24 protein-coding genes and 1 pseudogene are annotated in these 24,558 nt (G+C 41.3%); 12 read left to right on the top strand and 13 right to left on the bottom strand.

The genetic code is table 11. The annotated features are described in order from the left end of the window. Together lnt and OGM63_RS14320 are read left to right on the top strand one after the other, a co-directional pair. On the top strand, positions 1–1,374 hold a 1,374-nt coding region (gene lnt, locus OGM63_RS14315), incomplete at its 5' end, for an apolipoprotein N-acyltransferase (protein ID WP_263746255.1). Between the two features lie 441 nt (positions 1,375–1,815). Further along, complete coding sequence (locus tag OGM63_RS14320) at positions 1,816–2,256, top strand: TOBE domain-containing protein (protein WP_263746256.1); 441 nt, start codon at positions 1,816–1,818, stop codon at positions 2,254–2,256. Positions 2,257–2,384: 128 nt separating this feature from the next. Here the strand turns inward: OGM63_RS14320 and OGM63_RS14325 are convergent, their stop codons facing one another. Beyond that, positions 2,385–2,594, bottom strand: coding sequence for a TOBE domain-containing protein (locus OGM63_RS14325; protein ID WP_263746257.1), 210 nt, complete (start codon positions 2,592–2,594; stop codon positions 2,385–2,387). A gap of 312 nt (positions 2,595–2,906) precedes the next feature. Here OGM63_RS14325 and OGM63_RS14330 point away from each other — a divergent pair, with 312 nt between their 5' ends. The 3 genes from OGM63_RS14330 (at position 2,907) to OGM63_RS14340 (ending at position 5,883) form a co-directional block, all read left to right on the top strand. Further along, complete coding sequence (locus OGM63_RS14330; protein WP_263746258.1) at positions 2,907–3,257, top strand: hypothetical protein; 351 nt, start codon at positions 2,907–2,909, stop codon at positions 3,255–3,257. A 947-nt stretch (positions 3,258–4,204) separates the two neighbouring features. Further along, entirely contained in the window at positions 4,205–4,612 is a 408-nt protein-coding gene (locus OGM63_RS14335; RefSeq protein WP_029632494.1) for a hypothetical protein, read from the top strand. A 5-nt stretch (positions 4,613–4,617) separates the two neighbouring features. After that, positions 4,618–5,883 carry a glutamate-5-semialdehyde dehydrogenase gene (locus OGM63_RS14340; RefSeq protein WP_375340487.1) on the top strand — a complete coding sequence of 422 codons (1,266 nt, stop codon included), beginning with the start codon at positions 4,618–4,620 and terminating at the stop codon, positions 5,881–5,883. A gap of 190 nt (positions 5,884–6,073) precedes the next feature. Here the strand turns inward: OGM63_RS14340 and OGM63_RS14345 are convergent, their stop codons facing one another. From OGM63_RS14345 to OGM63_RS14365, 5 genes are all read right to left on the bottom strand, one after another. Next, positions 6,074–6,685 carry a Uma2 family endonuclease gene (locus OGM63_RS14345; RefSeq protein WP_263746259.1) on the bottom strand — a complete coding sequence of 204 codons (612 nt, stop codon included), beginning with the start codon at positions 6,683–6,685 and terminating at the stop codon, positions 6,074–6,076. Between the two features lie 243 nt (positions 6,686–6,928). After that, a complete protein-coding gene (locus tag OGM63_RS14350; RefSeq protein ID WP_263746260.1) occupies positions 6,929–7,702 on the bottom strand; it encodes a nucleotidyltransferase domain-containing protein in 774 nt (257 codons plus the stop codon). A 244-nt stretch (positions 7,703–7,946) separates the two neighbouring features. Then, on the bottom strand, positions 7,947–9,026 hold the full coding sequence (locus OGM63_RS14355) for a fatty acid desaturase (RefSeq protein ID WP_263746286.1): 1,080 nt from the start codon (positions 9,024–9,026) through the stop codon (positions 7,947–7,949). 379 nt (positions 9,027–9,405) lie between these two features. Then, entirely contained in the window at positions 9,406–10,458 is a 1,053-nt protein-coding gene (locus tag OGM63_RS14360) for a fatty acid desaturase (protein ID WP_263746261.1), read from the bottom strand. Positions 10,459–10,626: 168 nt separating this feature from the next. Then, entirely contained in the window at positions 10,627–11,925 is a 1,299-nt protein-coding gene (locus OGM63_RS14365) for an RNA-guided endonuclease InsQ/TnpB family protein (RefSeq protein ID WP_263746262.1), read from the bottom strand. A 42-nt stretch (positions 11,926–11,967) separates the two neighbouring features. Between OGM63_RS14365 and OGM63_RS14370 the strand changes: the two genes are divergently transcribed. Next, a complete protein-coding gene (locus OGM63_RS14370) occupies positions 11,968–12,174 on the top strand; it encodes a hypothetical protein (RefSeq protein ID WP_263746263.1) in 207 nt (68 codons plus the stop codon). Between the two features lie 172 nt (positions 12,175–12,346). On the opposite strand, the gene OGM63_RS14375 is transcribed toward OGM63_RS14370, so the two are convergent. Then, positions 12,347–13,162, bottom strand: coding sequence for an acyl-CoA desaturase (locus OGM63_RS14375; RefSeq protein WP_263746264.1), 816 nt, complete (start codon positions 13,160–13,162; stop codon positions 12,347–12,349). Between the two features lie 93 nt (positions 13,163–13,255). Here OGM63_RS14375 and OGM63_RS14380 point away from each other — a divergent pair, with 93 nt between their 5' ends. Together OGM63_RS14380 and OGM63_RS14385 are read left to right on the top strand one after the other, a co-directional pair. Then, positions 13,256–14,530 (top strand): methionine gamma-lyase family protein, encoded by a 1,275-nt coding sequence (locus OGM63_RS14380; protein WP_263746265.1) that lies wholly within the window; start codon positions 13,256–13,258, stop codon positions 14,528–14,530. Continuing rightward, a complete protein-coding gene (locus OGM63_RS14385; RefSeq protein ID WP_263746266.1) occupies positions 14,527–14,904 on the top strand; it encodes a GxxExxY protein in 378 nt (125 codons plus the stop codon). The genes OGM63_RS14380 and OGM63_RS14385 overlap by 4 nt, the downstream gene beginning before the upstream one ends. 63 nt (positions 14,905–14,967) lie before the next feature. Here OGM63_RS14385 and OGM63_RS14390 read toward each other — a convergent pair whose 3' ends face one another. Further along, on the bottom strand, positions 14,968–16,161 hold the full coding sequence (locus OGM63_RS14390; protein ID WP_263746267.1) for a Coenzyme F420 hydrogenase/dehydrogenase, beta subunit C-terminal domain: 1,194 nt from the start codon (positions 16,159–16,161) through the stop codon (positions 14,968–14,970). Between the two features lie 109 nt (positions 16,162–16,270). Between OGM63_RS14390 and OGM63_RS14395 the strand changes: the two genes are divergently transcribed. Both OGM63_RS14395 and OGM63_RS14400 read left to right on the top strand, forming a co-directional pair. Continuing rightward, positions 16,271–16,396, top strand: coding sequence for a hypothetical protein (locus OGM63_RS14395; protein ID WP_263746268.1), 126 nt, complete (start codon positions 16,271–16,273; stop codon positions 16,394–16,396). Between the two features lie 203 nt (positions 16,397–16,599). Further along, positions 16,600–16,737: pseudogene (locus OGM63_RS14400) on the top strand (HNH endonuclease); the annotation flags it as partial. A gap of 197 nt (positions 16,738–16,934) precedes the next feature. On the opposite strand, the gene OGM63_RS14405 reads toward OGM63_RS14400, so the two are convergent. The 5 genes from OGM63_RS14405 to OGM63_RS14425 all read right to left on the bottom strand — a co-directional run bounded on the left by OGM63_RS14405 (position 16,935) and on the right by OGM63_RS14425 (position 21,005). Beyond that, positions 16,935–17,537 carry a hypothetical protein gene (locus tag OGM63_RS14405; RefSeq protein ID WP_263746269.1) on the bottom strand — a complete coding sequence of 201 codons (603 nt, stop codon included), beginning with the start codon at positions 17,535–17,537 and terminating at the stop codon, positions 16,935–16,937. A gap of 152 nt (positions 17,538–17,689) precedes the next feature. Beyond that, positions 17,690–18,016 carry a YnfA family protein gene (locus OGM63_RS14410; RefSeq protein ID WP_263746270.1) on the bottom strand — a complete coding sequence of 109 codons (327 nt, stop codon included), beginning with the start codon at positions 18,014–18,016 and terminating at the stop codon, positions 17,690–17,692. Positions 18,017–18,201: 185 nt separating this feature from the next. Next, a complete protein-coding gene (locus OGM63_RS14415; protein ID WP_263746271.1) occupies positions 18,202–19,083 on the bottom strand; it encodes a 4-hydroxybenzoate solanesyltransferase in 882 nt (293 codons plus the stop codon). 211 nt (positions 19,084–19,294) lie between these two features. Continuing rightward, entirely contained in the window at positions 19,295–20,503 is a 1,209-nt protein-coding gene (locus OGM63_RS14420) for a GUN4 domain-containing protein (protein ID WP_263746272.1), read from the bottom strand. Between the two features lie 322 nt (positions 20,504–20,825). After that, positions 20,826–21,005, bottom strand: coding sequence for a type II toxin-antitoxin system RelE family toxin (locus OGM63_RS14425; protein ID WP_263746287.1), 180 nt, complete (start codon positions 21,003–21,005; stop codon positions 20,826–20,828). A gap of 869 nt (positions 21,006–21,874) precedes the next feature. Between OGM63_RS14425 and OGM63_RS14430 the strand changes: the two genes are divergently transcribed. Both OGM63_RS14430 and OGM63_RS14435 read left to right on the top strand, forming a co-directional pair. Then, positions 21,875–23,527 carry a Ppx/GppA phosphatase family protein gene (locus OGM63_RS14430; RefSeq protein WP_263746273.1) on the top strand — a complete coding sequence of 551 codons (1,653 nt, stop codon included), beginning with the start codon at positions 21,875–21,877 and terminating at the stop codon, positions 23,525–23,527. A gap of 236 nt (positions 23,528–23,763) precedes the next feature. Continuing rightward, positions 23,764–24,141: a hypothetical protein gene (locus tag OGM63_RS14435; protein WP_263746274.1), complete on the top strand. Its 378-nt coding sequence runs from the start codon at positions 23,764–23,766 to the stop codon at positions 24,139–24,141. Positions 24,142–24,558: the final 417 nt, after the last annotated feature.

The raw sequence follows: 24,558 nt of genomic DNA on the forward strand, positions 1-24,558 counted from the left end.
ATAGGTTATCACGGTCTTGCCCTATACTGGATTACTGGAATTCATCCGATGACTTGGATGGGGGTTCCTTGGTTAGCGAGTTTGGGAATAGCCCTATTTTGTTGGACATTTATTACTTTGTGGGGCGCCGCATTAGTCGCTATTTGGGCGATCGCCATGAAAGTAATTACCACAAAAACACAAAACTCCCCACTCCCCACTCCCTACTCCCTACTCCCTAGTTTTACTCGTGTTCTCATTGGTACAGCCCTTTGGTGTGGGTTAGAAGCACTTTGGAGTAATGGCGCTTTGTGGTGGAGTTCTCTTTCTTACACTCAAAGTCCGTATAATCTGGTAATTTTACATTTAGGTCAACTCTCAGGCTCAAGTGCGGTGACTTTCTCCATTGTCGCCGTGAATGGTTTGGTTGCAGAAGCGTGGATACAAGGAAAAACTAAAAATGTAAGCTTTTACTTTTTGCCTTTTGCCTTTTGTCTTATTTTGCACCTCATCGGCTTTAGTTTATACAGCCGTCCCCTCGCGCAACCACCAGAAACCGCCTTAAAAGTAGGAATTATTCAGGGGAATGTCCCCAACGAAATCAAACTTTACCCAGAAGGTTTTCGTCGAGCGATCGAAGGTTACACCACTGGATATTTAACATTAGCAAATCAAGGTATAAATGCAGTTTTAACTCCAGAAGGAGCCTTACCTTTTTTCCAGCGTGACTTAAAGGAAACTTCCCTTATCTCAGCAATACGAAAAAAAGGCGTAGTTGCTTGGATTGGGGCTTTTGGAGAACGAGGACGCAGTTATACAAATAGTTTATTTACCTTTACTGGTAACGGAGAAATTTTCAGCCGTTACGATAAAGCAAAGTTAGTTCCTATTGGCGAATATGTTCCCTTTGAGGAAATTTTAGGCGGTATTATTCAGCGGTTATCACCTTTGGATGAACACCAAGTTTCCGGCTCACCAAATCAAGTGTTTAACACACCTTTTGGTCGTGTTATTGTCGGTATTTGTTACGAATCTGCTTTTTCTGAGCAATTCCGCCGTCAAGCTGCCGCAGGTGGACAATTTATACTTAGTCCTTCTAACGATGCCCATTACAGCGCTGCCATGCCTGCTCAACACCATGCCCAAGATATCATGCGGGCAATTGAAACTGATAGATGGGGAGTGCGGGCAACTAATACGGGATATTCAGCTTTTGTTGATCCTCACGGCAGAACTTTGTGGATATCTGGACATAATACCTACGAAACTCATGGGGAAACAATTTATCGCCGAAAAACGCAGACTTTTTATGTACGTTGGGGTGATTGGTTGACACCATTATTATTAGGATTAGCCGCGTTTGCGTGGTTTCTAGAAAGACAGGTAAAAAAATAGTAAAGACGAAGCATGTGGAACGTCTCTACGACGGTTGATTAAATGAGATTAATTATACAAAATTGTATATCTGATTTCAGGTATTTTTCAAATTATCTCACGTCCTGCAAATCACACATGTTGTAAAGACGAAGCATGTGGAACGTCTCTACGACGGTTGATTAAATGACATTAATTATGTCCGTTTAATTGACATTAATAAAAAAATCCGAAATCCTTGTAGAGACGTTGCATGTGCTACATTTATACATCATATGTAATATCCCGGACATGATATGTATGATTTCAGGTATTTTTCAAATTATCTCATGACAGGCTTATCACACATATTGTCAAGACGAAGCATGTGGAAGGTCTCTACGACGGTTGCTTAGATGTTACCATTTCAATGTGGTATCTTACCAGCACAATTTCAAAATTACCAATAAAATTGGTAGACCTATGCCAAGAAAAGAACAAGGATGGATCACTTTTCAAACATCTGACGAGGAACGGAAAATTCTCGAAAACTTCTGTCAGCAGTCTCAGCGCACTAAGACGGAGATTTTGCGGGAACTAGTGCGGAGTTTAAATACGCTTTCCTCTCCACCGGCAGGACAACTACCAACCAAGCAAAGACAGAAGAACAATGCTGATACTGCACACATAGAAATTAGTACTCAAAAGAAACCTTTAAAAGTTAGCTCTCGGAATATTCTTAAAGGTGTGGTGAAAGAAGTTATTCGCGGAGAAGTTAACAGTCAAGTGACGATAAAAGTAATTCACGAACTTGAGTTAACATCGGTTATTACTACAGTATCAGTAGATGATTTAGAACTATATGAGGGAACAGAAGCATATGCGCTGATTAAGTCCAGCGATATTGCGATCGCTAAGGACTGAAGAACCATTAATTTCTTTGAGTTTTTAATAATTAATAATTTAAATATTGGCAGAAAAATAGAGCTTTGTCTTTCATCGAAGTGATAACTGCTATACCGCTATCAAGGGACTTGCAAGTCCCTTGATATTTATTCAACAGCTATCATTACATCGGTTGATTTAATTACTACATAAGCTTCTTTGCCTTCTGCAAGCAAGAGCGTCTCTGCTGAATGTTTTGTAATTATTGCTGTTATTTCTACTCCAGGTGCTATTTCTAATACTACTTCAGTGTTAATAGAGCCTGGTTCAATTTTTTTCACAGTACCTTTGATAGCATTACGTGCGCTAATTTTCATCTTTATCCTAATTAAGTAAAATGTAACTTAGAAATATTACCAATAAACTTTGATTTGATTGTTAATCTTTAAAAATAATTAATAATTGCAACATTTACACAAGTAGAGGTGAACTTTATGTATATTAGCGATCGCCTGAACAATCCTTAGGACTTAAGTCCTAAGTTTGAAGGGTTTTTTCTGGAAATGGTAATGCCAGGACAAAAGCAGAGAGTCCAAGAAATCATCACCGAAGCATTTGGTTTAGATTGGAATGTTGAAGAAATTGGTGATAATCTGACTAAGTTTGAAGTCACCCTAAACAAATAAGTTTTGTCAGTCAAAGACGCTTGGGATAAGTCTTATAATCTGGGTTCTCAACCAGAAGTTGTGGATGCACAGCCACTGTTTGCAGTTCCTTTAAGCGATCGCCAAGACTTCAATCAAGAATCTTCAGTCGGCATGGAGCGCACAATAGATAATTTTAACACTGATGTCGAATGGAATCTCAAGCAGATGCGCGTATTTGAGGCATGGTCACGCTTTTTCCCTGACCCGAATCGACCACCAGGGCACGGTGTTATTATCGGGCTACCGAATACAGGTTATACCGAACACCCGGAAATTATTGGGAATATACTTATAAAAAAAGGCTACGATTTTCTCAAGAACAACACCAAATAATTTAGATTCGGTGCGCGAGATATTGTTGCAGAATGTGTGTGAAGTTTTCAAGACAAAATTGGGATGACATTTTATATCATGTTTGGGAAATCACACATATTGTAGAGACGTAAAGTGCGAAACGTCTCTACAAAAAATGAGGCATTTCATATTAACATTCAGCAACGCCCTTTTTCACTTTCGATGTCTAGTATGTGTGATTTGCGCTTCCATGATATGATGGCAAATTTTTGATGTCTGCGGTGTTATTTATATCTGCACTGAGCGAGATAACTTTAGCTTGGGTATCTGTTGGAAAAAAATGTAGAGACGATTAGACATCTGTTGGAAAACAATGTAGAGACTTCGTATTTCGCGTCTCTTGGGGTTTGGATAACGCATATTTAATTTTCGGAGATGTCTATTCTGTGCTACGTCTGTTGGGGTTCGGGCAACGCATAATTGATTTTCAAAGAGGTTTCTTGGGTATCTGGGTTAGACCGTTTAGCAGATCGATTTTGCTGAAGAGTAAAAATTTAGCATAGATAACATGTTTTGTGTAGGGTGTACTAGACTTAATTAAAGATGAGGAAAGTGAAATTAAATTGTTAAAGAGTGCAAAATATTGCTCACACCTACCACAATTGAGTTGCCTGAACAAAGTTTTGGCGATCGCATTACAGCACCAGATATTCCTATACAATAAAAAAATGTCGGAAAAAGGCAACTAAATTACTTTGAAAGCCACAAATGAAAGAATTTCTTAAACATTGCTGCTGTGATATCCTCCGGTCAAACGTCCGATTCATGAATAGGCAAATCAATTAAGATAAATTGTGGCAGGTTTTCTCTACCTACGCTATTGATATAAAAAGTTGTTACAAGAATAGCTACCCCCTCTGGCATTTGTCATAGGGAAAATTATTCTCGTATATTTTGATAAACACGCTCAAGTTATTAAGCCGGTTGTGCAATCCCAAAAAGGCGAAAAAATAGACTTTAACAATGAATATCCGTGTCCCTGTCGTCGTCGGGGACGCTTAATTCCGATTACGTTAACAGATGCCTTTGGTTGCGATCGCTGTCAGCAAATCTTTGTAGTGCAAGATAATGGTATTGTGCTAGAGCAACTTTCCACCACCTATCCCTACAAGCGAGCTTGGCGCTGGACAGGTTCTAGTTGGCATGTTGTGCATCCTCGGTTTGGAGAAAGTTATCTGCCCATAGCGCTAAGTATCATTTTCGTGCTAGTGATTATATGGCTACCATTAGCACTAAAATTAGCAAATGGTTCCAGCATTATTGCTTGGGCAATGGTGGCGGTGCTTTTGGCTATCTTACCCGCACTGATGGTCTGGCTAACCTACAGACGTTAACAATGGTGACAGTTGAAGTTTTTGACGATCGCCCCGAACCCATGAAAAGCGCCCTTCGCGCTTATCTAGCTTCCCTGAAATTAGGCACCACCAGGGGAGCCGAGCGCAGTCGTGCTGTGTTGGCGATGGCAGAGGCGCTTTTAAGCTCGTTTGATGACATTCTAGAGGCAAATACCTTGGATCTAGAAGCAAGTCGGGAAATGGCGGTGCCTGAGTTGATTTTGGACTGGCTGAAGCTAACTCCGAAACGCTTAGAAGCGACAGTGGAGATTTTGCAAAGGTTGGGGGAATTACCAGATCCGCTGCGACGTGTGAGAAACGCTGACTATCAACTAGAAGATTCGCAAACTTACTCGCAGTTAATGCCTTTGGGAGTGATTGCATTTATTTATGAGGCATTTCCCGATTTAGGAGCGATCGCAGCGGGTTTATGCATCAAAACAGGCAATAGTATCATTCTCAAAGGGGGGGCTGAAGCTAGTCATTCTAACGCGGCGATCGCTAACGCCTTGCAAAGTGCGATCGCCGAAGTTGGTTTACCATCAGGCTGTTTAGAATTAGTCAGCGCAGAACATGGGGCTTCAATTCGGGATTTAGTCAGCCAAGACCAATACCTAAATTTAGTGATTCCCTACGGACGTTCTAGCTTAGTACAACAAGTAGTGCGACAGTCAACCGTTCCTGTGTTAAAATCGGGAATGGGCAACTGTTACCTTTACTGGTCGCTGAATGGTAGTTTGGAAATGGTGCGTGGAGTTATTTTAGACAGCTATCAAAGCGAACCAGACCCCGTAAACGCCATAGAAAAGGTATTAATTCATCGCCAAGCTTTACCGTCATCTTTAGCAGTTTTGTGGAATAGCTTGAAAGAAAAAGGCTTTGAAATTAAAGCAGATGCGGAACTAGTAGAAGCCTTTCCGCAATTGCAGCTAGTTAAAGATACTGAATGGGGAAGTGCTTATTTAACTAAGACAGTGGCATTTAAATTGGTGGATAGTTTAGAAGTAGCGATCGCCTGGATTAATCAATACAGTAGCGGTCACGCTGATTGCATTGTCACCGAATCATATCAGGAAAGTCGCCAATTTGCCTTAGGAGTTAACAGCGCTTCAACCTACATTAACGCTTCTCCCCGCTTTTCTCGCAACCCCTCGCGGGGAGACTCAGTATTTTTAGGAATGTCTAATCAAAAAGGTCATCGACGCGGTTTAATTAGTTTAGAAACTTTGACGACTGTTAAACATATTGTGCAAGGCAATGGGCGGTTTTAAAACTAATAAAAACGCCTCAACCCTCGTAAAGACGTTCCGCCGGAACGTCTCTACAATAGACATCTCCAAAAATGAACTATGCGTTGCCCGAAACCCTTGTAGAGACGTAGCACTGCTACGTCTTTACGTCTTTTCTGGAGATGTCTAATATGTATAATTGGCTTTTATCCTAACTAAGTTAAAAGTAAATTCACAAAGCCGCATCAAAAATTTGCTGTGCGGTAAGGTTCAGTTGAGGAAAGGTTGGAGAAACGACTGGTGTGTTGCCCCGAAACAATGTTCTTACATATTCCTCATCCACAAGTTCGCATACAAAAAGAGCAGGTTGTTTGGGATTGCCGAGAAAATCACGTCCGCCCAACGCCGCATAGTCAGCTATCCAATATTCGGGAATGCCCATCTCTTCATAATCGGCAAATTTTTTGTGGTAGTCATCGCGCCAGTTTGTTGAGACAACTTCAATTAATAAAGGGATTGACGCTCCTTGAGTAACAGTTGACTCTTTTTCCCATAGCGGTTCATTGTGGAGATTATCAGAATTTACCAGCAGAATATCTGGGAAGTACCCCGAATCTCTTTGAGGAGGTTTAACTAATGCAGTTTTGGGAAGTAAATAGGGAACGAGCATACTTCTAACTTGCACAGCTAGCTCTAACGTTAAAAAACTTGTGACCTTCTCGTGCTTCCCCGTTGGCTGCGACATTTCAACAATCACTCCATCATGTAGCTCGTAGCGCTTACCGTCGGGGAGCCACTCGATAAATTCTTCATAGGTTACAAGTTTAGATAAGGTTTGGGTCATAGCAACGCCTCCACATATATTTGACTTTACCAGTTCGTAGGCATTAGGGCGTGTCATCAATTGAGCCAAATGACAGAAGCAGCTAGATAAATTGCACCGAGAAAGTTGGTCGCCCGTTTATCGATCGCGAGTTGCGTAGGCGTAGCCCGCCGTAGGCATCGCTCGATACTGCTTGAGTTTGGCAAAAAAGTTTTCACTTCCGTTGACGGGCTTTCTACTTTCTACAATATGTATAATTGGCTTTTATCCTAACTGTTCATCCGCAAGCTTATATATAGTTGCCCTCATTTCGTTAATAAAATCAAGTGCTTCGCCTACATTATTAGTTGGTTCCACATATTGACGTAAAGCTGTTTCTGCTTGCGGGTGATAATACGGATAATATTCCGAAAACTTTTGCGTCATTTCCTGGATATTTCTGGTGTAGAATGGCTCATCTACCATGACAATACCCAAACACAAACGCAACACTTTTTTTGATATCCACCGCACGTATTCCATCACATATTTAGGATTATTTCGGTCATCTTCATCTGGTTCTATAATATCTTTTTGTAACTCCTCTAATGCTTCGTGGTAGTTACCATTCAAAAGTTTTGCTAATTCCAATCCCGGTGGATATGATGAAAATTTGGCTGTAATATCTTCACCGCAAATCAATACACTATCGGTTTTGAAAATAAATCTCAATCGTTCTGCTTTTGGGTCATCAAATTCTTTTTCTTCCATACAACTTAGGTCAAGACGCTCAAGTTTAGGATATTGTGGTTCAAATTCGTTTTTGATTTCTTTTTCCCATACTTCATCGTCATCAGTAATATCACGTCGGAGAATAACTACTGTATCCATATCTGAAATTCCTGGACGGTCTTCCCCACGTCCAACACTACCCAAAAGATAATAAGTACACAGGTCAACACCAAAGTGATTTTCTACTTTTTTTTGCAAGTCGTTAAGCAGTTTTTGATATTCTGACTTAACTTTCGAGAGTGAAGATTGGTTGAGAATTAATTTCATATACGTTATATCATGTCCGAAAAATTACACATAATGTAGAGACCTTCCGATGGAACGTCTCTAGGACGGTTGCGACGTTTTTGTTACTGTTAATTAAACGGACATGATATTAGATGTAAATGTAGATAATAAAAGTTAAAAGTAAAGTGCGTTAACGAAGTGTAACGCACCCTACTTTATAATATACGCAGATAAAACAGACAAATATCGGCGTTTATCTGCGGTTCAAAATCCGTGCATCGAATTAGCTTTTCGCTAATTTCTTATCAGAAGTGTAGTAAACCTTATCTCCAGTATCCGGGACAAAATGACAACTAATAGATGATTGCCATAATGAAACCCAAATTGGCTCTTCAGTTTTGCGGTAGTAGTCACCCAAAATTGGTTTAATAGCCTCAGTAGCTTTTTTCAAATTGTAGTGAGGCATATTCAAGAAAATGTGGTGAGCTACATGAGTACCGATATCATGATGGATATGGTTAATAAAACCATAATCGCGATCGACGGTAGAAATAGCACCTTTCAAAAAAGTCCAATTCTCCCCACGATACCAGGGAACATCTGCTTCAGTATGGTGTAAAAATGTCACCAAGTCAAGCCACATGATAAACACAAGATAGGGTACAGCATAGTATTTTAACAACCACATCCAACCCCATTGGTAAGTTCCTAAAGCTAATAAACTCACCATGCAAATTAACCAGATACTACTGGTGATGACATCCCATTTTTCTGAAGGTTTAAAAATTGGGCTGTTGGGGTGAAAGTGGGAGCCTTCTTTATTAGGACTCCGCTTAAATAGATACACTGGATAAGCCAATAAAAACACATAATATCGACCTATTTTTTGCAACCAATCCATCTGGTTGTAGTGCGATTGACTCACAGGATACCAGCTTTCATCATTTTCGAGACTGCCAGTATTTAAGTGGTGAGTTCTATGGCTAATTCTCCAACCATGATAAGGAACGAGTATCGGTGTGTGCGAAAGATGACCAATTAAATCATTCAACCATTTCTTTTTAGAAAAAGATTGGTGTCCGCAATCATGTCCAACTACAAACAAAGCCCAAAACATCGTTCCTTGCATTACCCAGAAAATCGGAAAGAAATACCAAGAGTCGAGGTAATGAGCTACTGCATAAAGCAGAGCAATAATCAAGATGTCTTGAAAAAAATAATATAGTGATTTGCCAACATTAGGCTGAAAACATTCAGCAGGTATTGCAGCTTTCAAATCACCAAGGGTGAAGGGCAGGTTGGTTGTATCCTCTAATGATTCTGAGTTCTGAGGATTATCTAATTTAATGGTATCTAATTGCACTTGATTCTGTTGTAGGAAATGAACCGGACATTTTTTGAAAGCATGAAATTTAACCTCTGTAACGCACTGTTTGAGGTATGTTTCAATTTTTGTTTGTTTGCAGGAAGAATTTATCTGGCAATATAGGGCTTCTGTTGTTGAGTGAAGTATAGCGATTAGCTCACCCCGATAAAGCTGTGCTTTATCTCCCATCTCCGTGAGTTCTCCAGAGGGGATGGGAGTGAGATGCCAATAAGTGTACTTCATGCAACTGAGAACCGCTATATTTCTAACACTTTGCGTAGATGGATGATTGCCAGAATTTATTTTAAAGCATAAAGAATAAAGCATGAAAATATAAACTTAGTTTCACACTTTATACTTGGCACTTCAAGCTTTTTTATCGTCCTGCGTAATAGTCGTTTAAAGACTGATAGCCACTATCGGTTGTGTAAAGTTGACATTGGTCTGTAATTTGCTTCATTAAAGACCAAGAAAACCGACATTCATTATGTAAATACGTGCCCCAATTTTCTTGAATACTGCGATAAGCCATCCGCAAATTATAAGAGGGAATAGCAGTAGAAATGTGATGGGGGACGTGAACATTAATATCGTGGCAAAGGAATTCTACCCAGAGTGGGTAGTCGCAGTGAATTGAGCCAAATAACTGCGCTATTCCAGCATTCCACTTAGAAGCTTCCAAGAAAGGAACATCTGAAGCGGTATGGTGAACAATAGTGAAAGTGCTCATCCAGAAATGGTAGACCAGCCAGGGTATTAGCCAAAATTTGACAAAACCCCAAATACCGCTTGTCGCTATCAGAGTTGGGAAAGCGATCGCAGCAAAAATAGCTACCACAGCCACAGAAAGTTTAACACCAGAACGATCTTTAGTTTGGAACTTCCGCCAATCAAAGTGTACAACTGCCCAATGTCCAACTGAACCTACCCACCACAAGCGTTTAGTGATGAATACTTTAAAGGCAGACTGCTTGACTTGATCCCAACCTTCAAACACTTCTGGTCTGATGGGATGCCAAGCATTGTCTTCGTCTAGCTTATTGGTATGAGCATGATGATAATTATGCTTTATCCGCCAACTGTGGAACGGATAAATCAACGGCATCATAAATAAATGCCCTACCACATCATTCACCCAACGACGTTTGGCAAATGAACGATGACCACAATCATGTCCGATCACAAAAAAACCCGTTAACGCGGTTCCAGTGAAAAGCCACGCTACGGGTAAGAGAAACCAAGGAGAATATATCAGGCTTAAGTAGGCAAGGCTTACCATCAAGACACTGATTATTGCTGTTGTCCAAGCTTTGCGACGATCCTGCACAAAACATTCTCGTGGCAGGGTTTTGATAATATCTTTAAGCTTCAGGTCAGAATTACCAAAGTCACGAGCTTCTTGTTTGCCGCTGATTGTTGATGTAGTCATGAATACCTGATAGACAACAAACCTCACTACCGATTAAGAGACGCGAGTTTTCATGTCTCTATAGACTGATGCAAAATTTACTAACGTAACGTTAGCGCTTTGGATTATAGCAACCTAACTGAGCATAGCGCACCATTGACCTCTCCCCGACTTAAAAGCGCGGGGATTCTAAACTGTTGCTACGGTAAGGGCTAAAGCCACTTCCCTGCGCTTTTTAGTTTTGGTTTCCCAGATGCGAAATCTGGTAGCAAGAGTCAAAACTTGCCTACAGACCTTGACTAGGTTGAGTCCTAGTTGTATCTCTACTTTGCGAAGTATATTCGCAGCGCCATTCAAATCAGCGTTAATGAGTTTCCCATTACCTGTTCGGTACACCCCGCGTTTAACTCGTTTTCCTGATGGCTTCCACTTTTCGGGTTTTTCGCCGTAGGTTGGTAGAAAATCGCCATCTAGAAAACTAGCCTTGCTGGTGTAGGATTCCTCGGTTTCAATAAACTTAATACGATATTCTTCACACAGTTGCTTAATTCGTTCTTTGAGCTTGGCAGTTGGTATTTGCACAAAAGATTGAGTTGTCTTGCCCAAACTGCAAGATTGTCGCTGTCCCTGATTCCATCCAAAAACAACTGTACCAATCTGGTGTTTGATGCAATGGTCAACAACTAGCTTTGCAGCTTTATTAACCGCGTCTCTCATCTGGCGGTTACGTTTTTCGGTGATGTTGGCTAATTGGTCGTCCCAATAGCCTTGTGGCTTACCCTCCTTAAGGTTAGCAACGCGCTTGTTGTACCACTGATTAAGGCTTTTAACCTTGCGACCATCAATAATGAAACTAGCCCCAACGTTCGTTACACAGCTTAACCAGTTATTGATGCCAGGGTCGATTGCTAAAGCGTTGTTTGGATTGACGTAGTTCGCGCAAGTTGATTCTTTTTCGTACACAAACTCGGCATAAAAGCATTGATTACGTGGTAGTATTCGCAACTCCTTAATATTCTCAAACTGCAAGTTAGAAGGCATCCCAATAGTGAAACTATCGAGTTGAAACCAACGTTTTACTGTTGTCCCAAGAGGAATCTTGATACTATCCCCAACTAACCTTAAAGCTTGCTTCGGATACGTTACAAGTGCATATCCAGCACCTTTACGATAATTAGGCAACCTTGGCTTAAAATGCAATTCACTTTTACTGTATTTCTTGTCTAGCTCTTTGAAAGACTTAAATGATTCAGCAACCGATCTGAGTATTTGTTGTGCTGCCTGAGAATGTAGAACTTGATAATGTTTATTAGTTTTATATTCCTTCTCAAGGTCATACTTACCGATTAACTTGCCAGTCTTGAAATATAGTTGACGTGCGTAGTAGATACCGCAATTAGTCAACTTGTGGGACTGGGAACAAATAAACTCAAGAATTGCTTTGAGATTGTCACCGGGGTTAATTAGATTTTGTTGGCATCCGTACAACTTGTAATCACCTCCTTAAATGTGCTAGTCATACAAGTATACATGAATATACACCAATCAACTATGCCTTTTCAGAAAAACCATAAAAACAGATACAAAACTAGTAGAGAAAAACCATTAACTAGTAGCCCTGTGTGTTTGCGGATGCAAGAAGAATTAGCCCAAGAATTAAAATCCGTTCCTAACTGGCAAGAACGGCTAAGACTGGCACTACCCGAATTAATAAAAGCCTGGAAGGCAGCATCTTAGCCTGCATCGTGGTTTTCATCCCCTGCCGTCATGGGAGAGGCTTTCAACCTACTTTTTTTGTAAATGGCGTTTGTACCTTTTTTTGGGATTTACGCGAATAAATATTGGTAAAATTCTTTTATTATGAGTCAAAAGTCAATAAACTCTTGACTTTTGACTCTTGACTGACTTGCTACTTTCCTGGTGCCAGCTTTACATTCGTGGCTAGACCGAGTGCTTGCAGCAATTGAATAGTCATCCATGTTAAATCGATTTCCCACCATTCCAGCCCGTGACGAGCCGAGTATTGATAAGCGTGGTGGTTATTGTGCCAACCTTCACCAAATACTAAAACAGCTACCCACCAGCAATTAGTTGAGCGATCGCCACAATCGTGCGTGCGGTAGCCAAATTTGTGCGTAGCGCTGTTTACCAACCAAGTGCAGTGATAAACCCAGACAATACGAGCAAAAACTCCCCAAACGACAAACGACCAACCACCAAGCCACAAAAGCAGTCCACCCAAAGCAAATTGGATGACAATAAAATATTTTTGGAAAAACTGATAAACTGGGTCGTCGTTGAGGTCTTTAGTAAAGCGATGAGCTTCAGCATGAGCAGGAGAGTGATAAATCAGCCAACCCATGTGACTCCACCAAAAGCCTTTGTTGGAATCATGGGGATCGGCATTTTGGTCAGAGTGCAAATGGTGTATCCTGTGTGTACCGATCCACTCGATGGGTCCACCTTGACAAGCGAGTGTCCCGCAAAACACGAGAAGATATTCTAGCCATTTGGGAGTTTGAAAACTGCGGTGAGTCACAAGACGGTGAAATCCGAGAGTAATACCTAAGCCACCAGTCACCCAGTATAGAAATACAGCGACACCAACAGCTTTCCAGCTAAAGTTACTAGGAAGCAGTGCAAATAAAGCTCCGATATGCAGAGCCAGGAAAAAGAGGGTGTTTACCCAGTTAATTTGAGGTTTAGTTGAGGCAGCAATTGTCATGCAGTAATCACCTGAGTAGGAATTTTTGAACGTTAGGAACCGCGAGATACCGCGAGATCCGCATTATGTGTATTTTTTTTGAAAGAGGAACATATGAACAGCTTTGATGTGCTGCTTGAAGCAGAACAGGCACTGTTACAGATTTTTTCTGGAATTGACACTCAGGTCAAGCATAATCTGAAACGAGTGCTGGATGCATTTCGCGATCGCCGTGTAGGGGCACACCATTTTGCTGGTGTAAGTGGTTATGGTCATGATGATTTAGGACGAGAAACTTTAGATAAAGTTTTTGCTCTGGTGATGGGTGCTGAGGCGTCGGTAGTGCGGGTGCAGTTTGTATCCGGAACCCATGCGATCGCTTGTGCTTTATATGGTGTCCTCCGTCCTGGAGATGAAATGCTTGCTGTAGTGGGGACACCCTACGATACTCTCGAAGAAGTCATTGGTTTACGGGGTGAAAATCAAGGTTCACTTCTTGATTTTGGCATAAATTATCGACAATTGAATCTAACCCCTGAAGGAACCATCGATTGGCAAGCTTTAAGCCGGGGGGTAGAAAAAAATACTCGCTTAGTATTAATTCAACGTTCTTGTGGCTATTCCTGGCGTCCAAGTTTATCAATTGCTGAGATCGAAAAAATCATCCACATAGTCAAACAGCAAAATCCCAACACCATTTGTTTTGTCGATAACTGCTACGGCGAATTTGTCGAAAAGTGCGAACCCACCGCAGTCGGTGCTGATTTGATGGCAGGGTCATTAATTAAAAATCCTGGTGGTACAATTGTCAACGCAGGTGGATACATTGCCGGTCGCGCCGACTTAGTAGAAGCAGCCGCATGTCGCCTTACCGCACCGGGAATTGGTAGTTATGGTGGTGCGACATTCGACCAAAATCGCATCCTCTTCCAAGGCTTATTTCTCGCTCCACAAATGGTAGGTGAGGCGATGAAAGGAACTCATCTGACTGGTTATGTCTTTGATAAACTCGGTTATCCGGTGAATCCCGCACCTTTTGCGCCGCGTCGCGATGTGATTCAATCAATTAAACTCGGTTCTGCGAAAAAGCTGATTGCCTTCTGTAAAGCCATCCAACAGCATTCTCCCATCGGTTCCTACCTTGACCCCGTTCCCGATGAAATGCCTGGGTACGAGAGCCAGGTAGTGATGGCTGGAGGAACATTTATTGAGGGTAGTACTTCAGAGTTTTCCGCCGATGGTCCTTTGCGGGAGCCGTATGTGGTTTATTGTCAAGGGGGGACTCATTGGACGCATGTGGCGATCGCTTTAGAAGCGGCGATTGATGCGGTGGGAGAAGCTGAAGAAAAGCTCACGCAAAGCCGCAAAGCCGCAAAGGAGGAAAGATGACGGAGAATGAGGTTGCGAAAGAAATTGTTGATGCTGCATACAAGATTCACACGACTTTAGGACCGGGGTTGCTGGAATCGGTATATCAGGCGGTTTTGGAATACGAGTTACGTAAAAGAGGATTGGGGGTAGAAGCGAACCAACCCATACCCGTCGTTTATGAAGGTGTACATCTGGAGGTAGGCTTCCGGGCTGACTTAATTGTTGAAAATAAGGTTATTGTCGAACTCAAGTCTGTTGAAGCAGTTCATCCGGTACATAAGAAGCAACTGTTAACCTACCTTCGCGTTGCAAATAAGCGCCTTGGTTTGCTCATCAACTTTGGAGCTTTCCTTATCAAAGACGGTATCTCGCGAGTTGTAAACGGTTTATAACAATCTCACACCAAGACGCAAAGGAAAGAGTTTCTTTGCGCCTTTGCGCCTTTGCGTGAGATATCATTCTGGCAATTTATACTGCCCAACAATCCGTTTAGCAAACTCCGGAACATGTGCATCTAACTTCTCTGGATGATTCCGCTTGACGTATAAATAATTACGAGTAAAGTGAGAATCAATCGAAAAACGCGCATATTCCAAACCTTTGGGACCAATTTTTTCAATTACGATGCCCATCAATTTTGCCGCCCACATCGGCAGGGTAACGCCTTTGTCGTAAGCCGGAATGCTTTGTTGTACGGCTTCTTTCCGATTTCCTTGCGACATCACAGGCTGGGTTTGTAGCTGGTCTTTCACTAAGTCGAGCATTTCTTTGCCTGTATCATTTCTGACTACAATCCACTGCCAGCCGAAGGGGGCACCCATATAACCGACTACCAAATCTGCCAGGGAATTTACGTAATCAAAGCAACTCATGCAAGAAGGAGCAAATACATCTTTGAGTTTGTTGGTTTTTAAGCCAAAGAAGGGGACGGTTTCTGTTGAGCCATCTTCGTGTTTGAAGTGAACTCGGAAGTCTTGCATGAATTCGTAATGTACTACTGTTTCAGGCGATCGGCTGGTGGTTTCTAAGAATTTTTGTAGTCCGGCACGGTTTACGTTATCTACACATGGTGTTCCTAAAACATAAAGTTTTTCTAACCCAAGTTGTTTTTCGACGGCTCGTAATGCTTGAATTTGGCAACCTACACCAATTACTAATAGCCGCTTCATCCCCGATTTTTCTATCTCTTCCAACACGGAAAGGTTAGGTGATAGTGTTGGTTTATTTACTCGCGCTGCTAGTATTTCTTCTGGGGTTCGGGCGATGATTGGCATCGGTTTAAAGCGGTCTTCTTTGGTGTTTTGCACGCAGACAACGCCTTCAACTATGCCGCGATTCAGCATTTCAATGGCGATGCTGCTAACAATTCCCGTCCATTGTGCTCCTTCGATGGGCTGCTGTTTGCGGGCTGCCATCATGTGTTGATGAACACCAAAATAAAGTTCATCGGGGTTGTCGAGATTGCGAGAGCGATCGTGGGTTTGTTCTTCAAGTTCGCCTATTTGCTGATTGATAAAAGCGCAGGCTTCCTTGACATAATGAATATAATATGTATCGCACAGTCCGCACTCGCTACAAAGTTCTTTCGCAGGACGACGGCTAGAGGGTTTGAGAGCTTTGGCTTTTTTGTGAGGATAAACTGAAGTCATATAAATTCTTTGTGTTATGGAGATATCGCTTTTATTACAATACCTTCAGAGGTTATGAACTTCACCATAGAAATGGACGCAATAAGCTGAGGTAATTGGTTTTCCTGGTGTGCTGGCTTATGGGCAGACAAGGGAAGAAGCGATCGCACGAGTTCAAGCATTAGCTTTGCGGGTTTTGGAGGAAACGAACCGCAGAGTCGCAGAGAGCGCAGAGGAAGAAGAGGAGAGTGCTTGAGTTGTGTGAAGATTTCTGATGAGAGTTTAAATTCTTTATAAATAAGTTGGTAGATTTGCGGATTTTGACTTTTTTCTTTATTGGTGGAAATTTATGATGGCGTTGTAGGTTTTGTTTCTTAAGCTGAGGTAGATCGGTTCTGTGATTTATCAAACTTTTAACTAAGTAGTAACCAGAGAGACAATCATAAATGTGTTTCTTGTGGTAAAACTCCCCCAGAAGTCACTCTAGAAGTTGATCATAAAGAACCGTTTTCTCAAGGAGGCACTAACCACATTAGCAACTTGCAAACGCTGTGTTTTAAGTGCAATCGTGGCAAAGGTACGCGTAGCGTGAAATAACGTACAAAATCTTCAATTATGGTAAATAGCCCTTCAGTGAACTTCCCAAAGGGCTTTCACTATTTCAAAAATTTCTCTTCCTTTGCGACTCTGCGGCTTTGCGTGAGACTTTAATCAAACACCACTACCAACAGATTCCTCTCTAAAACCCAAGCGCGATCGCATCAATCCGGAGCAACTATTCACCAACAACCAACTTACCACGCTTCAGCCCAATAAACAATTTCTGAGGCTGAACTATCAATCGCTACTCCATAACTATCTCCATGATTCCATTTGAAGCCTGGAGTTCCTTTGTTTTCTGCATCCAATACCAATATCTCATAAGTGGTAGGAAAGGATTCTTGGACATCACTGGTATAAAAGAAAGTTGTCGGTACACCCTTGGGTAAATTCGCGTGATCGTTTGTGTTACCTCCTTTATATTTGTGCTTCGCAATTTCTCTGTACTTTAAAAGTACTTTTTTGATCTTTTCTGGAGACTGTTTCATTCTCAGTTGAAAATAACTGCCACCTTGGGAAAAGCCTGGGAAATAAGCAAGCCGTAGATTTGTCGCATCCTCTGGAATTTCCTGGGGAAAGTGTTTTATTTGTTCTTTATTAGACCAAATTTTCTGACGAATTTCTCCATATCGTGTAGTATTAGTTATTGTCTCAGTATAATCTGTATTGTTAGAGGCTTTCCAGAGTAAAAAACTGCCCACGACAATACCAAGACTGCCAAGGGACAATAAAAATATCATGGCGATTTTAACTAGATGTGTAGAAGTGTTGCGTCTGTCTGTCAGAAAAAGCTTCATCTAATTGAGTGTATTTCAATTTTGCTGTCATACAAACTATTATCTAATTCGATAAAATTTTGAATCTAGCGTTAGACATATTTATTTCTTTATCAGAGTTTAATGACATATCAAATCCTTGACTTCTCTAACAAGTCGGGGCAAATCGTTTTTTACAAGCGATGCGGACTAAATAAAATCACAATCGTTCCTATTAAGGAAATTGTCACACCAAGTAAATCCCACTTGTCTGGTTTGACACCTTCAACTAACCACAACCAAATCAAAGATGAGAGTATGTAAATACCACCATAAGCAGCGTATACTCTACCAGCGTTTGAAGCATCTATCTTAGTTAAGGTAAAAGCGAAGATAATTAGAGCTAAGATACCGGGAATAATCAAAAAGGTGCTTTTTCCCAGTTTAAAAGTTGCCCAAAAAGCATAACAACCGGAGATTTCTCCTAATGCAGCAACTAGAAATAAGACAAATGTTTGCATTTTCGGCTTCAGGAAATAAAAAACAGATGCTCCCGTTTGTCACTCGCATCTGATGTCATGTCAGCTTAATGAACATTAATAAAAACATTGCAATCGTCGTAGAGACGTTCCGCCGGAACGTCTCTACAATATATGTGATTTGTTGGACATGATATGATGAGTAAATAAATATTTATACTTTCTAATTAGAAAGACCCGGCAATCATTCCAGCAAGGATGATAAAACCAATCCAAACATTTTGTTTAAACATTTGAGCGTAAACATGATTAGGAAGGTCTTTTTTGATTAATTGAAGATATTGCCAAACCCAGGCAACAGCAGCAATTGCCAGGGTAATCCAAAATGCATACTTGAGATGCATTAAAACACCTAGCCAACTGAGAAAAAAGATGGTTGCAGCAAAGAAAATTCCAATGGCTAGAGGTGCGCGATCGCCAAAAAATAAAGCGCTAGAATTAACACCTATTAGCCGATCGTCTTCGCGATCGCTCATTGCGTAAACTGTATCAAATCCTAATGTCCACATCACTGTGGCACCCCAAAGTAACCAAGTTGCTTGTGAAAGGTTTTGTGTCACCGCACTCCAGCTAATTAATACCCCAAAACCCCACGCGATGGAAAGTACTAACTGCGGTACAGGAAACACTCTTTTCGCACCTGGATAAAGCAGGATTACGGGTACTGCTGCCACACACAACCAAAAAGAAAGGGGGTTAAGATAAAAGGCAAGAACTGCTGCACAAAACATCGCAACGATCGCGATCGCAATACCAACTTTTATCGAAAGGGCACGAGAAGCAAGAGGACGCAAGCGAGTTCTTTCTACCTGCGGGTCGATGTCGCGATCCCACAAATCATTCACAATACACCCAGCTGCACTTGTGGCGATCGTTCCTAAAGCAATGACACCAACTAGCGGTAAAGGTGGTTTCCCTGAAGCTGCCAAAAACACAGCCCAAAGAGCAGGTATCATCAAGATTAACCGTCCTTCTGGTTTGTGCCATCGCAGTAGTCGGATAATCACAAGCCACATTGGTTCGGTGTTGCTTTCTGGTGTCGTCAGCATAGATGGGAAAAATAACTAAAGATAGATGAGTTAATACATCTTTACATCTATAGAATAGCTTTCAATACGGTTCGGATAAGATTTTTTGATGAAAATTATAGATCACAAAGACGCGATAAATCGCCGTCTCTTGCTTGTTTGTGAATCTTTACAATTTCCTGTAAGCCTTATATGTTAAAGTTTACAAGTCTCCATAAGAGAGGAGAAAATTTCACTCCACCATTAAACAATAAGATAAGCATATATCTAGCCACCGTAACGTCTTCGTCAAATCTCGTCCACCACCAGCGAAGCCACCCGCAGGGAGATGTCCATGAGGGGCATTGAGGGAGAAGGTGAGTTCCGAGTAGGTGAGCCATTCTTTGTTAAAAAACAGACGCAACTTTCGCCAACCGACGCGATCGCCAAACTTCTCGTAGTAAAATCCGACGCTTTCGTAAATGCGCTTTTGCACACTGAAGCCAAAAAGCCCTTTGCTATATTTTACCCACAATTGGTCAATGGTGCGTAAGTCTGTGCAAGGAAAGTTTACGATGGATTCGGGATCTAAATAGCCTTCTGTTTCTCTGCCAGTGGCTTTCAGCATCACAGCTAGAGTTTCCTGATCTGCGTCTTTCCAATTGCCTGCTGCTAGCAAGTCACGCAGTTTGGTGTAGTCTATTCCCTTTTCAGAGGGCAGGTCATCAGCCTTTTGTTTTTCTCGTTGCAGTCTTTCGGCTTCTTCCTGTTTGGTTACAGGGGGAGTTGGTGTTAGTGTGGGTGAAGGAGAAACAACGCTTGCTTTGCGAGCATCTTGTGGGGGTGAAGTGAGTGTAGGGGTGGTATTTATACTTTCCCCATGCAAATCTTCTTTTCTCAACAGTTTAGGTGTCAAATGCTCTTGAATCCCTGCCATGCGGATGACTTGACAACCAAGTTTATATGCAAATTCAACGCTTCTTCCGGCACCCAGAGCATCGTAAAAACCAACAGCAAATTTAATGGCGGCTTTATCGCCAATTTCTTGACTCATGCCGATAACATAATTAATATGTTGGGCGATCGCTTTGGCTTGAATCTCGGAATAGCAAGCATTAAGTAATACACACTCTACATCTGAAGCGAACAATTCAAACAACCCAGCTAATGCTGCTGCATCCACTAGCTTTTGTTGTCCGGTATTATCTTCAAATATTAAACCCTCTTCCCCTGCGCCATGTCCAGAAAAATGAATAATCTGGGGTTCGTAATTGAGAATAGAGCGGTGAATATCTCTATCACGGACTGCTTCTGCCGACTCTATCTGAAAGCTGTCGCGTTTTTTCGCTAGTTGTAACCCTTCCTTAATTTCACGAATCTCCTCACTCAAACACAGTGGTTTCGTACCTTTGGGATTCGCTGACAACACTAAGATTTTTTTGACTGGGATTTCAACGCTCATTTCATGTCAGGGTTTTATTAAATAATATTCCGGGTTAAAATCTTCCTTTGAGCCTCTGGGTAGACATCGGCTTAATAAAATGGGGTTTACTTACACCACTGTCTCATAAGTATGTATATTCTAGATGTTTCCATACTAGGAATATAAGACAGCAACCTTGAATTCCGCAAAAGATTGTGTTATGCCGTTTCACAAAAACCTTAATACAAATACAGACCTGTAGAGACGCGAAATTTCGCGTCTCTACAAGATTCATATGTATCGCTAACTGGTAAATGCAGCTAAACCCTGTTAGACGATAGCTCTAAGATTTTGTTGTTTGTCAACTTTCATCTTTATAAATCTTGCTGCGATGTCCAATTTCCACCACATTTACCAGTAAAATATCATCTAAAGTATCGTATATAATGCGATAATTGCCTACTCTCATACGATAAGCGTTTTCTGTGTTTTTTAACTTTTTTACTTGATGAGGACGCGGTTCTATGGCTAACTCATCAATCTTTACTTATATGCGTTCTTGAAGTTCAGGCGATAATTTTTTAAGTTGTTTTAATGCTCCTTTTAATATTTCAACTTTATAACTCACGCTACTTCCTTTTTTCTTTCCGTTTTAAGTTCTTTTTTAGCTTCTTCCCATGAAACTGAGCCGTCAATGTCAGCGTCTTTTTTAGCTTTTTCGTAGGCTTTTACATCCTCCTCTTCCTCTTCCTCTTCGATTTTTAGAAGTAGTGCGTAAATCTCATCTAGGGTACTGTCGCACCCGCTTGATTTAGCAGTTCGTTAATATGTTTAATTAATTGTTCGCGTTCGTGTTCGGTTTTCATAATTAAGCCTCTTTAAGATTGTTAACTTTGATTAATTTATCAATTCTATTTTTGATAATGTTTAATTCTGGTAAGTATCGCAGTCGTTGCCTCTAAGAGGTTGTTTGAAAAGTTACTAGCCCTAGCGACTATAAGTCGCGGCTATACAGACAAAACCTGCCTTTCCTTGCGGAACGCTACGCGAACGCAGGTTAAAAACCCAAGATGTTTGTATTAGTCCACGGAGGTGGACTTTGTTTGTGTAGTAGCGAATTCTATTCGCCCAATACTTTTCAAACATCCTCTAAATTCTGGCTAGCGCAATCCCATAATAGTACAATAATACCCCTATCAGGTAGCCAACCCACCTCTGTGTATTTTCAAATTACTTTGCGCTTGACTTGAAGTAAAATAGATAAGGTATCTCTATGAGCATCTATTGAGCATTAACAATAGTATAAAATCATGCTCAAAATAATCATCAAAACACTGCACGTTAGGGTATTTGAGCATCTATTGAGCACAAGAAAGGGATTCTAACTCAAAAGTATTGAAAATACGAAATATGGGATTTAATTTAGTTTCAGCTAGCTGGGAGAGTACTCCAACTCAAACAGTTGAGCAACACCCGATTATTGCTGCCATTGATTTAGGGACAAATTCTCTGCATATGGTAATTGTGCGGATTGAACCAACATTACCAGCTTTTAGCATTATTGCTAGAGAAAAAGAAACTGTGAGATTGGGCGATCGCAATCTGAAAACTGGAGAACTTAAACCAGAGATAATAGAAAAAGCGATCGCTGCGTTGGGACGCTTTCAAGAAGTTGCGAAAAGTCTCAATGCGGAAACAATCATTGCGGTAGCAACTAGCGCTGTGCGTGAAGCTCCCAATGGTAAAGATTTTTTGCAAAGGGTAGAATCTGAGTTGAGTTTAAGCGTTGACTTGATTTCTGGTCAAGAAGAAGCGCGGCGCATATACTTGGGTGTATTGTCGGGGATGGAATTTAACAACCAGCCTCATATTATCATCGATATTGGCGGCGGTTCCACAGAAATAATTTTAGGCGATAGTCACGAAGCGCGAGTTCTCACCAGTACTAAAGTGGGTGCAGTGCGGTTAACCAGTGAATTAATTACCACTGACCCCATCAGCAACACTGAGTTTCAGTACTTGGAAGCTTACGCACGGGGTACGCTTGAACGTTCTGTAGAAGAAGTGCAAGCGAACATCCAGATGGGAGAAACTCCCCGTTTGGTAGGAACTGCTGGCACAATTGAAACTTTAGGGCTAATTCACGCACGGGAAAATTTAGGTTCTGTCCCGGCAACACTCAATCGGTACGAGTTTAGTTTAAAGGATTTGCGCGAGTTGGTCGATCGCTTGGGGAAACTGAATTACTCAGAACGAGCAGAGATTCCGGGAATGCCGGAGAAAAGGTCAGAAGTGATACTTGCGGGAGCCGTAATCTTACAGGAAGCGATGATTCTTTTGGGTGCTGAATCGGTGACGGTGTGCGAGCGATCGCTGCGGGAAGGGGTGATTGTAGACTGGATGTTGACCCACGGTTTGATTGAAGATAAACTGCGTTACCAAGGTTCGGTGAGGGAACGGAGTGTTCTCAAACAAGCGAAAAAATACAACATAAAATTAGAACATAGCGATCGCGTTGCCAAATTTGCCCTGTCATTATTTAACCAAACTCAAGGTAAATTACACAACTGGGGTGCAGAAGAAAGAGAATTATTATGGGCAGCGGCAATTTTACACAATTGCGGTCATTATGTTAACCATGGCGCTCACCACAAGCACTCTTACTATTTAATTCGCAATGGTGAGTTACTCGGTTATACAGAAACTGAGATAGAAATAATCGCTAATTTAGCACGTTATCATCGTAAATCACCGCCGAAGAAAAAGCATGAAAATTACGCCAATCTACTGCACAAAGATGACAGGCAAATAGTCAGCAAGTTGAGTGCTTTTGTGAGATTAGCAGTTGCCCTCGATCGGAGGCAAATTGGTGCGATCGCACGAGTCCAGTGTGAATACAATCCAGATTCTCAGGAATTACATCTGCATATTTTTCCATCTCATACTGATGAAGATTGCGCTTTAGAACTCTGGAGTGTGGATTTAAAAAAAGATGTCTTTGAGGCAGAATTTGGGTTGAAATTAGTAGCTATTTTGGAAACTTATGCTGTTGCAGTTAGCTAAATAAAAGTACGGTGCGTTAAGGTAGTGGATGACACCCTAATTGTTGGTTTGTTTTTTGTACCCGCGACGCAGTATAATCACTCCATAACATGATTATCTGAGAAAACGCTGAGTTTTAACTGAATTTATTGTCAGCAGAAATTCATGAAAATCATGGTTTGCTTCTCAGATGAACTTCAGTAGTAACTGAGATGCTTTAATTAGTTGAAGGATAACTAAAAAATGAGGAGTAACGAATGAAACTTACATCTATACTTGCAAGTGCTGCCCTAGTTAGCTTTTTCTCTTTTTCCGATGTTCCCTTAAAGGTAATTAATCCTTCACTAGCTCAAGTATCAGCCCAACAGCCGAATGATCCAGCAAGCTTGACTGTTGACCAAAAAATTGCAATGATCCTTGCAAATAAGGGTAAACCTGAGAGTGCCCAGATGATGCGGGAATACTTTCCGAAACAACTTTCACCAATAGGGATTCAACCAGGTGGTGCAGGTATGGTAGTTAGCCTTTATAGCAAAACTAGTAATGTAACGTTCTCTTTATGTACAATGTTCGATGTAGTTGTCGCGGCGAAGAAAGGTAAAATAGCTAAGTTCCCACCCGCTGAAGTGAAGTAAGGCACTTGCCAAGAAAATAGATACCAGCCGTCACATTCAGCTCCACGACACACAACCAGCAATTAGATACAGGGCTGGTATCTATTAGATATAGGAGTGAAAATCAACTATGCGTTGTCCAGAACCCCAAGAGACGTAGCAGTGCTACGTCTCTACGTCTTTTCCACGAGGTTTGTCAAATAAATAGTTTGGTCAACTACCTACAATGCCCAACGGGTGTGTGAACGAGAATACTTGTTATATCTTCAGATAACAAACTGTTAATGCCTACAACTTGTGCCAGAGCCAGAAAATGGATTAAGTAGGTGCGGTAAAGCCGTTGGCAGTTATCCTAACTCATAACTCCTTTATCAGGAATGGTGTAACATTTAAACTAACAATTCACTAATTTTTAACAGGCTTGATCGCCAAGATTAA

The organism is Plectonema radiosum NIES-515 (assembly GCF_025753815.1).
GTDB classification, from domain to species: Bacteria; Cyanobacteriota; Cyanobacteriia; order Cyanobacteriales; family Nostocaceae; genus Hassallia; species Hassallia radiosum_A.